General features: G+C 62.0%; 13 protein-coding genes. 4 read left to right on the top strand and 9 right to left on the bottom strand.

What is annotated here, in order from left to right:
* Positions 1-59 precede the first annotated feature (59 nt).
* The 8 genes from LB557_RS00310 to LB557_RS00275 all read right to left on the bottom strand — a co-directional run bounded on the left by LB557_RS00310 (position 60) and on the right by LB557_RS00275 (position 8,399).
* The gene (locus tag LB557_RS00310) at positions 60-1,127 is read right to left on the bottom strand and encodes a BMP family ABC transporter substrate-binding protein (RefSeq protein WP_224643212.1); all 1,068 of its coding nucleotides are present in this window, start codon (positions 1,125-1,127) and stop codon (positions 60-62) included.
* A gap of 51 nt (positions 1,128-1,178) precedes the next feature.
* A complete protein-coding gene (locus LB557_RS00305; RefSeq protein ID WP_140824440.1) occupies positions 1,179-2,099 on the bottom strand; it encodes an ABC transporter permease in 921 nt (306 codons plus the stop codon).
* Positions 2,099-3,229, bottom strand: a complete 1,131-nt coding sequence (locus LB557_RS00300) for an ABC transporter permease (RefSeq protein WP_140824441.1) — start codon at positions 3,227-3,229, stop codon at positions 2,099-2,101. Before LB557_RS00300 ends, LB557_RS00305 begins: the two co-directional genes overlap by 1 nt.
* Entirely contained in the window at positions 3,226-4,803 is a 1,578-nt protein-coding gene (locus tag LB557_RS00295) for an ABC transporter ATP-binding protein (RefSeq protein WP_041163454.1), read from the bottom strand. Before LB557_RS00295 ends, LB557_RS00300 begins: the two co-directional genes overlap by 4 nt.
* Positions 4,804-5,020: 217 nt before the next feature.
* Positions 5,021-5,998: a quinone oxidoreductase family protein gene (locus tag LB557_RS00290; protein ID WP_140824442.1), complete on the bottom strand. Its 978-nt coding sequence runs from the start codon at positions 5,996-5,998 to the stop codon at positions 5,021-5,023.
* Positions 5,999-6,025: 27 nt separating this feature from the next.
* Positions 6,026-6,793, bottom strand: coding sequence for a phosphatidylcholine synthase (gene pcsA / locus LB557_RS00285; RefSeq protein ID WP_224587278.1), 768 nt, complete (start codon positions 6,791-6,793; stop codon positions 6,026-6,028).
* A 47-nt stretch (positions 6,794-6,840) separates the two neighbouring features.
* The gene (locus tag LB557_RS00280) at positions 6,841-7,455 is read right to left on the bottom strand and encodes a DUF1326 domain-containing protein (RefSeq protein WP_140718168.1); all 615 of its coding nucleotides are present in this window, start codon (positions 7,453-7,455) and stop codon (positions 6,841-6,843) included.
* 14 nt (positions 7,456-7,469) lie between these two features.
* A complete protein-coding gene (locus LB557_RS00275) occupies positions 7,470-8,399 on the bottom strand; it encodes a DUF2182 domain-containing protein (RefSeq protein ID WP_140619648.1) in 930 nt (309 codons plus the stop codon).
* A 72-nt stretch (positions 8,400-8,471) separates the two neighbouring features.
* Between LB557_RS00275 and LB557_RS00270 the strand changes: the two genes are divergently transcribed.
* Positions 8,472-9,686, top strand: a complete 1,215-nt coding sequence (locus tag LB557_RS00270) for a UbiH/UbiF family hydroxylase (protein ID WP_224643211.1) — start codon at positions 8,472-8,474, stop codon at positions 9,684-9,686.
* 147 nt (positions 9,687-9,833) lie between these two features.
* Complete coding sequence (hspQ, locus tag LB557_RS00265) at positions 9,834-10,157, top strand: heat shock protein HspQ (RefSeq protein ID WP_027142695.1); 324 nt, start codon at positions 9,834-9,836, stop codon at positions 10,155-10,157.
* Between the two features lie 84 nt (positions 10,158-10,241).
* On the opposite strand, the gene LB557_RS00260 is transcribed toward hspQ, so the two are convergent.
* Positions 10,242-10,871, bottom strand: coding sequence for an invasion associated locus B family protein (locus LB557_RS00260; RefSeq protein ID WP_015317881.1), 630 nt, complete (start codon positions 10,869-10,871; stop codon positions 10,242-10,244).
* 232 nt (positions 10,872-11,103) lie between these two features.
* On the opposite strand from LB557_RS00260, the gene LB557_RS00255 reads away from it, so the two are divergent.
* Entirely contained in the window at positions 11,104-12,924 is a 1,821-nt protein-coding gene (locus LB557_RS00255) for an extracellular solute-binding protein (RefSeq protein ID WP_140619652.1), read from the top strand.
* Positions 12,925-12,939: 15 nt separating this feature from the next.
* Positions 12,940-13,620 carry a DsbA family oxidoreductase gene (locus LB557_RS00250; protein ID WP_015317879.1) on the top strand — a complete coding sequence of 227 codons (681 nt, stop codon included), beginning with the start codon at positions 12,940-12,942 and terminating at the stop codon, positions 13,618-13,620.
* The last annotated feature ends 211 nt before the right edge of the window (positions 13,621-13,831 follow it).

Raw genomic sequence — 13,831 nt, 5'->3', positions numbered from 1 at the left:
CCATCCAAATGAAAAAGGGCGCCTCGCGGCGCCCTTCCCATAGAGACGTGGCGTGCTGCTTATTGCGGCAACTTGTCGTCGATGCCCTTGACGTAGAAATTCATGCCGAGCAGCGTGCCGTCGTCGGCGACCTCGCCGTCCTTCAGCCATGCCGAGCCGTCCTGCTTGGCGATCGGCCCGGTGAAGGGGTTCCAGCCTCCGGCGATCTTCTTTTCGGTCGCTTCGGCCATCGCCTTCACGTCGTCGGGCATGTTGGTGTAGGGCGCGAGCTTGACCGCGCCGTCCTTGATGCCGAGCCAGACATTGTCCGGCTTCCAGGTGCCGTCGATGGCCGCCTGCACGCGGCTGATATAGTACGGACCCCATTCGTCCGTCAGCGAGGTCAGCTGCGCGTTGGGCGCGAACTTGATCATGTCGGACGACTGGCCGAAGCCGTGCAGCTTGCGCTCCTCGGCCACCTGCAGGGCCGCGGTCGAGTCGGTGTGCTGGACGATGATGTCGGCGCCCTGGTCGAACAGCGCCTTGGCGGCGTCGGCTTCCTTGCCCGGATCGAACCACGAATTGACCCAGACGATCTTGGCCTTGAAGTTCGGATTGATCGACTGCGCGCCGAGCATGAAGGAGTTGATCCCCATCACCACTTCCGGGATCGGGAAGGAGACGATGTAGCCGGCGACGCCGGACTTCGATTCCTTGGCGGCGATCTGGCCGAGCACATAGCGGCCTTCATAGAAGCGGGCATTGTAGATGCCGAGATTGTCCCCGGTCTTGTAGCCGGTGGCGTGCTCGAACATCACCTTGGGAAACTTCTTGGCGACCTTCACTTCGGCGTCCATGAAGCCGAACGAGGTGCCGAAGATGATCTTGCAGCCTTCGCGCGCCAGGCGCTCGAAAGCGCGGTCGGCATCGGGGCCTTCGGAGACGTTTTCCAGGTAAGCAGTCTCGACCTTGTCGCCGAGCGCCTTCTCCACCTCAAGGCGGCCCTGGTCGTGCTGGTAGGAATAGCCGAAATCGCCGATCGGGCCGGTGTAGACCCAGCAGGCCTTCAACTTGTCGGCGGCCTCCGCGGACGCGGCCAGCGACAAAGCCGCTGTCGTCGTCATCAGGGCAATAAGCAGTTTTTTCATTGTGTTACCTCTCTGAGTTAAGCCTTGGAGCTTCCCGTCTTGTTCTTGTTGTCAACGATCCGGAACGAATGGCTGCCCCAGGGATGCCGGCGTGTTCATCATCGTCAGACGCTTGTTGCGCGAGATTAGAACGAGAACCACGACGGTTGCCAGATAGGGTAGAGAAGAAAGCATCTGCGAGGGCACTGGAATGCCAAAAGCCTGTGCATGAAGCTGGCCGATCCACACCGCGCCGAAGATGTAGGCGCCGGCCAGTACCCGCCATGGCCGCCAGGACGCGAACACCACCAGTGCGAGCGCGATCCAGCCTCGGCCCGCGGACATGTTCTCGACCCACTGTGGCGTATAGACGAGCGACAGATGCCCACCGGCAAGACCGGCGCAGGCACCGCCGAAGATGACCGAGAGATAGCGGTAACGGATGACCTTGATGCCGAGCGCATGCGCCGACGTGTGGCTGTCGCCGATCGAGCGCAGCGTGAGGCCGGTACGCGTCTTGAACAGGAACCACATCACCGCCGCCGTCAGCGCGATCGAAATGTAGAAGATCGGATCCTGGCCAAAAAGAAGCCTGCCCACGACCGGTATGGAACTGAGGCCGGGAATATCGAGATTGGGCAGCCTGACGCCGGGCTGGCCGACGAAGCTTGTTCCCATCATGCCGGAAAGGCCGAGACCAAGCAGCGTCAGTGACAGGCCTGTTGCCACCTGGTTGGTGGCCAGCGACAGCGTCATCACGGCAAAAAGCAAGGAGAACAGCGCGCCCACGACGATCGCCGCCAGAAGGCCGATCCAGGGCGATCCCGTCAGATAGCCGGCCCCGAAGCCGCCGACGGCGCCCATGACCATCATGCCTTCGACACCGAGGTTGAGCACGCCGGAACGTTCGACCACCAGTTCGCCAATCGCCGCGATCAAAAGCGGCGTCGCCGCCGTGGCGATGGTCAGGAGGATGTTGACGGTGATGTCCATCAGCGGGCTTCCTTCAACTTTGGCGCGGCCTCGAGCTTCGCGGGCGTTTCCTGTTTCGTCAGCGCCAGACCGATCAAGCGGATGCGGTAATGAATGAGCGTGTCGCAGCCGAGCACGAAGAACAGCAGCATGCCCTGGAACACCCTCGCCACCTTGTCGGAAATGCCGAGTGCGCTTTGCACGGCCTCGCCGCCGAGATAGGTCAGGGCCAGCACCAGGCCCGCGGCGACGATGCCGAGCGGGTTGAGGCGGCCGAGGAACGCCACGATGATGGCCGTGAAGCCATACCCGGGCGAAATCACGGGCTGAAGTTGCCCGATGGCGCCGGAAACTTCGGAGATGCCGGCAAGGCCGGCCAGCGCTCCCGATAGCAGGAAGGCAAAGAACACCATCCGGTTGAGGCCGAAGCCGGCGAAGCGCCCTGCCCTTGGGCTGGAGCCCAGCACGCGGACCTCGAAGCCCTTGAGCATGCGGCCCATCAGGATCCAGATCAGCACCGCGGCCACCAGGGCGAACACAAACCCCCAATTGGCGCGCCCGGCATCGGGCATCAGTTCCGGCAGCACGGCCGCGTCGCCGAACTGGATCGTCTGCGGAAAGCCGTGGCCCTGCGGATCGCGCCAGGGACCCCGCACCAGCCAGTCGAGGAAGAGCTGCGCGACATAGACCAGCATGAGGCTGGTCAGGATCTCGTTGGTATTGAACCGGGTCTTCAGCAAGGCCGGGATCGCCGCGTAGGCCGCACCGCCGACCATGCCGAGCAGAAGCATCAGCGGCAGCACCAGCGGGCCATCGAATTGCGGGAACAGCACGGGAATGATCGAGCCGAAGATTGCGCCGAAGATGAACTGGCCTTCGGCGCCGATGTTCCAGATGTTGGCCTTGTAGCAGACCGACAGGCCGACAGCGATCAGGATCAGCGGCGCTGCCTTGATCGCCAGCTCGTGCAACTGCCAGACCTGGCTTATCGGCTCGATGAAATAGATATGGAAGGCATTCAGCGGGTTGACGCCGAGCAGCGCGAACAGAACCGCGCCGGCAATGATGGTCAGCGCGAAGGCGATGAACGGCGACAGCATCGAAAACAGCGCCGAGCGCTGCGGGCGTTTGACAAGTTCGAGGCGCATCATGCCGTCTCCAGCGTATGTTCGGCGTGGCCGGGCTCGGCGCCACCCATCAGCAAGCCGACCTTCTCGAAAGTCGCTTCGGCGATCGGCATCGGCCTGGACAATTCTCCATTGTGCATGACGGCGATCGCGTCCGATATTTCGAACAGCTCGTCGAGATCCTGGCTGATCACCAGCACCGCCGATCCGCTGCGAGAGAGCTCGATCAAGGCCTGACGGATGTGCGCTGCGGCTCCGGCGTCGACACCCCAGGTCGGCTGGTTCACCACCATCACGCTTGGCCGGCGGTCGAGCTCGCGGCCGACGATGAATTTTTGCAGATTGCCGCCCGAAAGTGCTGCCGCTTCAGGATCCGGGGCGCTCTTGCGCACATCCATCGCCTCGATGATGCGCTGCGAGGCGGCATAGACGGCGCCGCTTTTGACCATGCCGCCGCTGCCGACAAAAGCCTTGCCGTCCGTGGCATGGCGCGACAGCAGGAGGTTTTCCGAGAGCTTCATGCGCGGCGCGGCGCCATGGCCGAGACGCTCCTCCGGCACGAACGCGGCCCCCAACAGGCGCCGCCCGGTAATGGTGAGGCTGCCGGCGTTCTTGCCGCGGATGCGCACCGAAGCGGCATCCTGCTGCAAAACCTCGCCGGAGACGGATTCGAAGAACTCGCCTTGGCCGTTGCCGGCGACACCGGCAATGCCGATCACCTCGCCAGCGCGGACATTGAGGCTGATGTTCTTGAGCGGAATGGAAAACGGCGTTGCCGGCTTGCGGTTGAGGTTGAGGATTTCGAGCAGCGGCTGCGCGGTTTCGATCCCCTCGACCGGCGCCCGCACCACAGCTTGCACTTCGTTGCCGACCATCATGCGGGCGAGCGATGAGGCTGTCTCCTCGCGCGGGTTGCAGTGACCGACCACCTTGCCGTGCCGCAACACCGTGGCGCGGTCGCAGATGCGTTTGACCTCTTCAAGCCGGTGCGAAATGTAGAGGATCGATTTGCCTTCCGCGCGCAAGCGCTCCAGCGTCTCGAACAGCTTGTCCGCTTCCTGCGGCGTCAGCACCGATGTCGGCTCGTCCAGGATGATGAGCTGCGGCGTCTGCAGCAGGCAGCGGATGATCTCGATGCGCTGGCGCTCGCCGACGGACAGATCGCCGACCAGCGATTCCGGATCGAGCGGCAGGCCGTAGCTGTAGGAAAGCGCCCTCGCCTTGGCCGCGATGCTGCCGATCGGCGAGCCGTCATCCAGCGACAGCGCGATGTTCTCGGCGGCCGTCAGGGCTTCGAACAGGGAAAAATGCTGGAAAACCATGCCGATGCCGAGCTTTTTGGCAACGCCTGGGCTGGTGATCCGCACTGCCTGGCCGTTCCAGAAAATCTCGCCGGAATTGGGTTCCAGCGAGCCGAACAGCATCTTGACCAGCGTCGATTTGCCAGCGCCGTTCTCGCCGAGCAAAGCGTGGATTTCACCTTTGGCGATGTTGAGATCGATATGATCGCACGCTGTCAGCGTGCCGAATATCTTGGTCAGGCCACGAACCTCGAGCAGGTTCGCCCCATCATGATTTGCACTCACAGTGCCTCCCATCCGGATTACCGGACATGTTCTGTGTTCCCGCAAGCATCGTATGCGCGGCCGGCTCTCGTGCGAAAGCAGCACCCAACTTGAAAGAGCTTCAAGAATTTCAGCGGAAACTCAAGGGCAAAGATCAGCCTTCCTTCGCACAAGCATATGGCGGGCCGGCTTTTCGGGCAAACCATGCTCGCGGCTGCGGCAGCGCGCTGAAAACCCAGGCAGATTGCCGTCAGGGAACCAGGATGGTCGTACCTGTCGTTCTGCGGCCTTCAAGGTCCGCATGTGCCTTGCCGGCATCTTTCAGCGCATAGCGCTGATTGATCTTGATCTCGACGGCGCCGCTGAGCACGACCTCGAACAGTGCGGCGGCGGAGGCATCGAGGTCCTCACGTCTGGCATTGTAGACGAACAGCGTCGGCCTGGTTGCGAACAGCGAGCCCTTCTGCGCCAGCAGCGACATCGAGAACGGCGGGATGGGTCCCGAGGACTGGCCGAAGCTGACGAACATGCCGAGCGGCTTCAGGCAGTCGAGCGAGGCCGGAAATGTGTCGTTACCCACCGAATCGTAGACGACATCGCACTTCTTGCCGCCGGTGATGGCGGCTACGCCGGCGACGAAATCCTGCTCCTTGTAGTTGATGACATGGTCGAAGCCGTGCGCCTTGGCGAGTTCGATCTTGTCGGTGGAACTGGCGGTGCCGATGACCGTCGCGCCGAGATGCTTCGCCCATTGGCCGAGGATCAGGCCGACCCCGCCGGCCGCGGCATGAAACAGGATGGTGTCGCCCGCCTTCACCTTGAAGGTGCGGCGCAGAAGATATTCCGCGGTCATGCCTTTCAGCATCATGGCGGCGGCCTGCTCGTCGCTGATGCCGTCCGGTACCTTGACGACCTTGCTGGCATCGATGACGCGCTCTTGCGCGTAAGCGCCCGTCGTCACGGCATAGGCTATCCGGTCGCCCGGCTTCAGCCAGTCGATGCCCCCGCCGACTTCCAGCACCACGCCGGCGGCTTCGCTGCCCGGAATGAGCGGAAATCCGCCGGGCGGCGGATAAAGACCCGAGCGATGATAGACATCGATGAAATTGAGACCGATCGCGGTATGCCTGATCAGGATCTGCCCCGAACCCGGCTGGCCAGGATCGGCGTCCTCATGGATCAGGACTTCCGGACCGCCATTGGCGTGGATGCGGATGGCTTTGGACATGGAGAGGATTCCTTGAAGAGCGGCTGGTCAGGCCTTTTTGGCGCCGAGGTTCGGAAAGAACTGCATGAGGCCACCAATGGTTGCGAGATAGAGCCCGGTAACGGTGATTCCGATCTTGGTGAAAGTGCCGACTTGCTCGCCCAGCACGCCGATCTGGTCGTAGAAAGCGGCGAGTGCGGCCTGCGCAAGCGCGAGCGCGCCGAAAGCACACCACAACAGCGTCATGCCGAGATTGATCGGCCGCAGCCGCTTCACCCGCACCGGATGGATGAAGTTTATTGGGACAAAAGTCAGAATGCCGGCCACCACCACCACCGCGAACGAGACCCATTGTCCCGGTTCGATGACAAACAGCGTGAACACGACCATGTTCCAGACCACCGGGAATCCCTTGAAGAAATTCTCCTTCGTCTTCATGCCGGTGTCGGCATAGTAGATCGCGCTGGAGACGACGATGATCGCCGCCGAAAGGAACGACAGGCCTTCGCCCATGAAGCCCCGTTGGTAGAGCGCGAAGGCCGGGATCAGCACGTAGGTCACGTAGTCGATGATGTTGTCGAGGAGTTCGCCGGACCAGGTCGGCAGGATTTCCTTGACCTCCAGCTTTCGGGCGATCGGCCCGTCGATGCCATCGACGAACAGCGCCAGGCCTAGCCACCAGAACATGGCCGTCCAGCGCTCCTCGCTCGCCGCCACCAGCGACAGGAAAGCCAGGAACGAACCGGAGGCGGTCAGCAGATGCACCGAAAACGCACGCGCCTGCGGCCAGGTGACCTTCTTCTTCGGCCGTGGAATCCGGTCGGTGATCTTCCCGGCGATCTTGCGGGCTTTTGTGTTCTTGCTCACGGGCCCCGCCAATCAAGCTTGCAGATCTCGGCCGAGCGGCCGGCGAAATTCCAGTTGCGGCCAAAGGCGCGCATCTTGCTCTTGTCGGACCTTGCCACGATGATCTCCGGCGCGATCCAGTACTCCGAGTTCGTGATCACCGTATCCTTGTCGCGGTCCTTGCCCGCGATTGGCGTGACCGCCCCGTCGATGATCTTCGGAATCTGGAAGATACGCGTCTTGTCCCGTGTCTCGTAGGTGATCGGCACCTGTTCTACGCCCAGGAATTTGCCGACGAGGATCGAGAGCAGCGACGTGGTCCCGCCGGCCTTGCCGGTGAAGATCTTGGTCAACGCCTTGACCGCGTAAACCGAGGCTCTGATGTCGATGAACAGGCCCGCGGTCCAATTGCCGCGGCTCATGTAACCGGGGATTTCCATGATCAGCCCAAGGTTGAGGCCGGAGAGGTCGACTTCGCCGAAGTGACCCGCATCGATACGGAAACCCGCCCATGTCTGGCAATAGCCTTCTGTTGGTGGGTGGGTGCCGAGCGACAAGACGCAAGGGCAAAAAACCGTGCAATTGCAGGAGAGTACGAGCTCTCCTTTCATTGCCCAGCCCGGGTCAGTCATCGAATTCCCCCCAATCACAGTGAGACTACTAGCAGCACGGCTGCCCAGACAAGCAGTATCGCACCGGCCAGCCGGGTTGGAAGACTGCCCATCGTTTGTTTTTCAATTAGGGTGAACACGCCGATCAGCGCCATCCAGAAGACGTTCATGACGCCGACGGCGAACATCACCAGCATCAATGCCCAGCAGCATCCCAGGCACCAGATACCTTGCACGATGCCCAGCCGAAAGATGCGGAAGGTCTCGGCACTCCAGTTTGAAAACAAGGTCGAGAATGGGTTCCGGCATTTCGTCAGGCAGGCCTCCTTGAGGCCGCTGAACTGGTAGAGGCCGGCAACCAGCAAGGCCAGCCCACCAGCAACGCCAAGCACCGGATCGAATACCCCCGCGGACGCGGCGACTGCGTGGACGGCGAGTGTCAGTGCCGCAAACAGCAGCGATGCGGCGAGCCAGGCGCAGAGGTAGCCGGCAACCAGCACCAGCGGATGGACGACCGGCGCCCGCTTGATCCGCGCCGTATCGGCGATCTCGCAATAGGTGCGGATCATCGGTGCCGCCGACGGCAGCATCGCGGCGATCGCCATCAGGAACCACATGAGGATGAGTGCCAAAGCACGCGGGCCGATGCTTGCGTCCAGCGGCGCTGGCGAAAGGCAAAGAACGAAAAAATGGTCCAGGAAATCGGGCAGCGGCAGCTGTGGCAGGTTGCGCAGGAGAGCGTCACCCGGCGCGCTGATCCGCGCCTCGGCGCCGCGTATCGCCATCGCGGCAAGCAGCAGCCAGGCCAACGCGATGCTTGCACAGACGACGACGTTGACCGTCAAACGCGGGTCGCGCGCGACATTTGCCGTGGCGCGGCCGGCGCGGTCGAGATGGCTGAAGTCGTCCTGTTGGCCGGTCATGACATCCGAATGGGCCGAATCGCCGCGTTGATCAAGCCGCATGATCTGCCCTATATGCCTCTTTCGACTGGCGGGTCTGGTGGCCGCCTCTCAACTGCAGACCGGAAGCCGATCTTGGAGCATCAGGAAACAGCGCGGATACTGATTGCGGGCACGGGGCCGGCGGGGTTGATCGCCGCGCTTGCCTTCGCCGATGCCGGCTTTCCGGTGACGATTGCCGGGCCGGAAACCTCGGCTCCCGACGGTCGCACCACGGCGCTCATGACGCCTGCCCTGAAGATGCTGGAACGGCTGGGCGTGATCGAGGACATCAGGCCCAAGGGCGCGCCGTTGAAGGTGATGCGCATTGTCGATGCGACCGGCCGGCTGGTCCGCAGCCCCGTCGTCACCTTCCGCGCCAGCGAGATCGGCGAGGAACAGTTCGGCCTGAACCTGCCCAACGGCGTCCTTGGCCCGGCGCTTGCCGGCAAGGTGGCCGCGCATTCCGGCATCGAATGGCGCAGATCCATAGTGAAGGCATGGCATCTTGGCGCCGTCAAAGCGCATGCCGCGCTGGCTGATGGCAGCGAGATCGATGCGTCCCTTGCGGTCGCCGCCGACGGCCGCCTGTCGCCGGCCCGCGAGGCCGCGGGCATCTCGACGGCGGCGCGCGCCTATCCTCAGGCGGCGCTTGTCCTCAATTTCCGCCACAACCGCGAACATGGCTTCACCTCGACGGAATTCCATACAGAGACCGGCCCGTTCACGCAGGTTCCACTGCCGGGCAATCGCTCCAGCCTTGTCTGGGTGGTCAAGCCAGAGACCGCCAAGGAGCTTGCCGCTTTGGACGATGCAACGCTCTCGCTCCGCGTCGAGCAAAAGATGCAATCGATGCTGGGCCGGGTATCCGTCGAGCCGGGTCGCCAGATTTATCCATTGTCGACGGTGACCCCCCTGCGTTTCGCCGCGCGACGGGTGGCGCTTGTCGGCGAGGCGGCGCACGTGTTCCCGCCAATCGGCGCGCAAGGCCTCAACCTAGGCATCAGGGATATTGACGATCTGGTTGGAATCGCGCGTGAAAATCGTGAGGATCCGGGGGCTGTTGCGGCCCTTGCTGCATACGATTTCAAGCGCCGGCCCGATATTCTGGCGCGCAGCAGCGCAGTCAATCTGCTCAACATGTCGCTGCTTTCGGACATGTTGCCGGCGCAGATGGCGCGTGGCGTTGGCCTGGGTGTACTTGGCGGCTTTACGCCGCTGCGCGCCTTCTTCATGCGGGAAGGGCTTCGCCCGGGCAGCGGCTTTGCGGCAGTTGCGGGCGGCCTTCGGAAGCCGGCTCGGCAGCGGTAGCGATTTTGCGGACTTTGCCGCGGTATCGCGACGTTCATCAAAACCTTTGTTGCGCATACCGCGTATCTTGAAGGCGCTCAGACGCTCGGGATTGAATTGATGCGGAGTCTGCGCCAAATAAAGCCAAGGAATTCAGTGGTGAGTGCGATGAAAACGGCCAAATTCGCGATCGGACAGGTGGTTCGCCACCGGCTGTTCCCGTTCCGAGGCATCATTTTCGACGTCGATCCGCAATTCGCCAACACCGACGAATGGTACGAGGCCATCCCCGCCGACGTACGGCCGCGCAAGGACCAACCATTCTACCACCTGCTCGCCGAGAATTCGGAAACCGAATACATCGCCTATGTGTCCGAGCAGAATTTGCTCGAGGACCAATCGGGAGAACCTGTCCGCCATCCGCAAATCAAGGAAATGTTCGACAAGAAGCCGGATGGGCGCTATGCGCCGAAACGGCAGTCCAGGCACTGACTTCCGGCATGCTGAGTATGGCCAGAAATGAAAAAAGCGGGGCATGACCCCGCTTTTTTGACTCGCTATATTCCCGACGCCGGATCAGTTGGCGGTCTTCGCCTTGTCCTGCTCGTCCTTGAGCTTCTTGGCGAAATCCTGGTTGTTCTTGGCGACGAAGTCCTGAAGCTTCTTCTGCCGGTCCTCGATGTCCGACTGCTGCAGCGGCGGGCCGTCATAGGCGCCGCTGAAGCCCTGCAGCGCGATCTTGATCGGGTTGGCCTGGTTCTGGAAATTGATCGAGGTCAGCGTGATCCCCTGACCCTTCTTGAACGAAGCGACAAGCTGATCGGTCAGCGGCACTTCCGCCACGCAACGATCCGGGAAGCAGATGACATAGTCGAGCTTCTGCGCCTTGCCGGTGTCGATCTGCAGGCCGATGCCGGGAGGCACGAGGCGGCCGGTCGGGACCGTCACCTGGAACACTTTGCGGTTCACCTTGCCCTTGAGCTCGATCAGGCTGACGCCGGTGACGAGTTGGCCATTGCCAGCGGTGACGATGTTCTGGACATTGCAGATGTCGACGTCTTCCTGCTTGGTGCAGGCCTTGAACCAGCCCTGCGGAATCTGCGGCTGCTGCTGCGCGGAAGCAGAGGGAAGTCCTGCGCCGAGAAAGCCAACCACGCCTGCGGCCATGACCGACAGGCGGTACGCGTTGCTGTTCAGGCTCGTCATGTCGTGCACTTCCTCTCAATGATCCCGGGACCGGCTTCTTCGCGCCGTGTGGTCCAGCTACCTGTTGCCAAAATGAGGCAACAGAATGACTTCGGACGGCGTGTTACACTGCAAGCGGCGTCGAATCCAGCCCGCCGACCGGTAATTCTTGACGACGCCATTGGCCGCCACGCAGGTGCCCCATGCTAGGGTGCGGACCGAATCATCAAGCCGACCTGTTAAGGAGACGGTCATGGGCCGCGTTCTTGTTTGGCTGGTCACCGCATTATCGTTTTTCAGCCTGTCGTCGCCTCCGGCGCTGTCGGAGCCGAAACACGCGATTGCGATGCAGGGCGAACCGGCCCTGCCGCCGGACTACACCCATTTCAGCTACGTCAATCCCGACGCGCCGAAGGGTGGCAGCATTACCTATTGCGTCGTCGGCAGCTTCGACAATCTCAACCCTTTCATCCTGAAAAGCCTGCGCACGACCGCGCGCGGCATGATGGACACGATTTACGGCAATCTGGTCTTCGAGCCGCTGATGCAGCGCAGTGCCGACGAGGCCTTTACCCTTTATGGGCTTCTGGCCGACACCGCCGACATGGATCCCGAGCGCAAGACCATCGAATTCCATCTCAACCCGAATGCCAAATGGTCGGATGGTCAGCCAGTGACGCCGGAAGACGTGCTGTTCACCTACGATGCCTATACGCAGAAAGGCCGTCCGCCCTACAGCGACCGCATGGCCAGGATCGCCAAGCTCGAAAAGACGGGCGACCATAGCGTGCGCTTTACCTTCAATGACAAGGCCGATCGTGAGTTTCCGCTGATCATCGCGCTGACACCGATCATCCCCAAGCACGCTTTCGACATCGACACTTTCGACAGGACGACGCTGAAGCCGTTGATCGGCAGCGGTCCCTACAGGATCGCGCAGGTGACGCCCGGCCAGCGCATCGTCTTCAAGCGCAACCCCGACTATTGGGGCAAGAACGTTCCCGCCAAGCGCGGTTTCGACAATTACGACCAGATCACCATCGAGTATTTTCTCAACGCCAACGCCAAGCTCGAAGCTTTCAAGAAGGGTCTTTGCGCCATCGACGACGACAGCGATCCGGTGAAACGCGAGCGCGATCTCGACTTTCCGGCGTTTCATAGGGGAGACGTTGTCTCAGAAACCTTCGATACCGGCATTCCACCCGTCGTGACGGGTTTTCTGTTCAACACGAGGCTGCCGAAGTTTTCCAACCCCGTGGTTCGGCGCGCGCTCGGCATGCTTTATGATTTCGAATGGGCCAACAAGAACCTGTTCGGCGGCAAGTACACCCGCACGATGAGCTACTGGCAGAACTCGGAGCTTTCCGCGCTCGGCCATCCGGCTGATGACAGGGAAAAGGCGCTGCTGGCGCCCTATCCCGGCCGCGTGCCGGCCGACGTCATGGACGGCACCTGGAAACCGCCGGTGACGGACGGTTCGGGCCAGGACCGCAAGGTGCTGAAGACCGCTTTCGATCTTCTGAAAAGCATCGGCTACCATGTGCAGGACGGCACGATGATCGATCCCGACGGTAAACCTTTCGGCTTCGAGATTCTGACCGCCTCGCAGGATGAAGAACGTCTGGCCGGCATCTATCAGCGCACGCTTGAGAAGATCGGCATCAATGTCAGCATCCGCAGCCTGGACGGCGACCAGATCCAGTCGCGCAAGCAGCGTTTCGATTTCGAGGTCCTGATCGGCTCCAGCGGCTTCAACAATTCGTTGTCCCCTGGCATTGAGCAGATCGGGCGCTGGTCGTCCGCCGCGGCCAGGACCGAGGGATCGTTCAACCTCGCCGGCGTCGCCGATCCGGCGATCGATGCGGCCATCGACGCAATGCTGCGAGCCCGTTCGAAAGAGGATTACGTCGCGGCGGTTCGCGTTCTCGATCGGCTGCTGATCTCCGGCAATTACATGGTGCCGATGCAGTACAATACGCAGCAGTGGCTTGCTTACTGGAATTATCTGGAACATCCGCGCAAGACGCCCATATTCGGTTATCAGCTGCCAACATGGTGGCGCAAACCGAACTGAAGTCCGGAGATCGAGATGAGCGAAGCGAACGCCATAACCGTCGACGTGGTGTCGGACGTCGTCTGCCCGTGGTGCTTCATCGGTCAGAAGCGGCTGGACAAGGCGATCGCCGCGGCCGGCGATGTCGAAGTGCATATACGCTGGCGGCCGTTCCAACTCGATCCAACCATTCCGCCGCAAGGCAAGGACCGCCACGACTACATGCTGGCCAAGTTCGGCAGCGACGAGCGCATTCGCGAAATTCATGCTCGCATCGAACCGCTTGGCGAAGCTGAAGGCATTTCCTTTGCCTTCGACGCTATCAAGGTGGCGCCGAACACACTCGACGCGCATCGGCTGATCCGCTGGGCCGGTGCCGCCGGCGAGGACGTCCAGAACCGACTGGTGCGCCACCTATTCCAGCTGAATTTCGAGGAAGGCGCCAATATCGGCGACCACACCGTCTTGGTCGAAGCTGCCCGCGAGGCCGGCATGGACGCCGCTGTTGTCGAAACGCTCTTGCCGAGTGACGCTGATGTCGAGGCGGTTCGCACGGAAATCGCCACCGCGTCGCGCATGGGCATCACAGGCGTGCCGTGCTTCCTGCTCGAGGACAAATATGCCGTGATGGGTGCGCAGGATGCCGACACGTTGGCCGATGCGATCCGTCAGGTCGCGGCGGCCAAGGCGCGTGGCGAGTTGGAGAAAACCGGCTGAGGCCAGGGGACGCCACTTCTCCTCCATTTTGACGTAGCTGATGAAAGAGCCGCTTGCCATTGGGCCGGTGCGGATCCCCCATTTGGTTGACGAATGGGCAAGAGAACGATCCTGCACTCCCGCTGTTCCGATGCGATATTGGCGACTTCGCCGCGGCAAGGAAGCGGCGTCGACCCCGGCCCTCATGATTTTTTGAGTCACGAAACCGTGT

The sequence above is a fragment of the Mesorhizobium sp. BR115XR7A genome (assembly GCF_020165315.1).
Lineage (GTDB): Bacteria > Pseudomonadota > Alphaproteobacteria > Rhizobiales > Rhizobiaceae > Mesorhizobium > Mesorhizobium australicum.
This window is presented reverse-complemented; position numbering and strand designations above follow the sequence as displayed.

What these genes read in the sequence shown, in the direction of transcription:
- LB557_RS00310 (WP_224643212.1), bottom strand. Translation starts at nt 1,127, where the DNA reads ATGAAAAAACTGCTTATTGCCCTGATGACGACGACAGCGGCTTTGTCG.
- LB557_RS00305 (WP_140824440.1), bottom strand. Translation starts at nt 2,099, where the DNA reads ATGGACATCACCGTCAACATCCTCCTGACCATCGCCACGGCGGCGACG.
- LB557_RS00300 (WP_140824441.1), bottom strand. Translation starts at nt 3,229, where the DNA reads ATGATGCGCCTCGAACTTGTCAAACGCCCGCAGCGCTCGGCGCTGTTT.
- LB557_RS00295 (WP_041163454.1), bottom strand. Translation starts at nt 4,803, where the DNA reads ATGGGAGGCACTGTGAGTGCAAATCATGATGGGGCGAACCTGCTCGAG.
- LB557_RS00290 (WP_140824442.1), bottom strand. Translation starts at nt 5,998, where the DNA reads ATGTCCAAAGCCATCCGCATCCACGCCAATGGCGGTCCGGAAGTCCTG.
- LB557_RS00280 (WP_140718168.1), bottom strand. Translation starts at nt 7,455, where the DNA reads ATGACTGACCCGGGCTGGGCAATGAAAGGAGAGCTCGTACTCTCCTGC.
- LB557_RS00275 (WP_140619648.1), bottom strand. Translation starts at nt 8,399, where the DNA reads ATGCGGCTTGATCAACGCGGCGATTCGGCCCATTCGGATGTCATGACC.
- hspQ (WP_027142695.1), top strand. Translation starts at nt 9,834, where the DNA reads ATGAAAACGGCCAAATTCGCGATCGGACAGGTGGTTCGCCACCGGCTG.
- LB557_RS00260 (WP_015317881.1), bottom strand. Translation starts at nt 10,871, where the DNA reads ATGACGAGCCTGAACAGCAACGCGTACCGCCTGTCGGTCATGGCCGCA.
- LB557_RS00255 (WP_140619652.1), top strand. Translation starts at nt 11,104, where the DNA reads ATGGGCCGCGTTCTTGTTTGGCTGGTCACCGCATTATCGTTTTTCAGC.
- LB557_RS00250 (WP_015317879.1), top strand. Translation starts at nt 12,940, where the DNA reads ATGAGCGAAGCGAACGCCATAACCGTCGACGTGGTGTCGGACGTCGTC.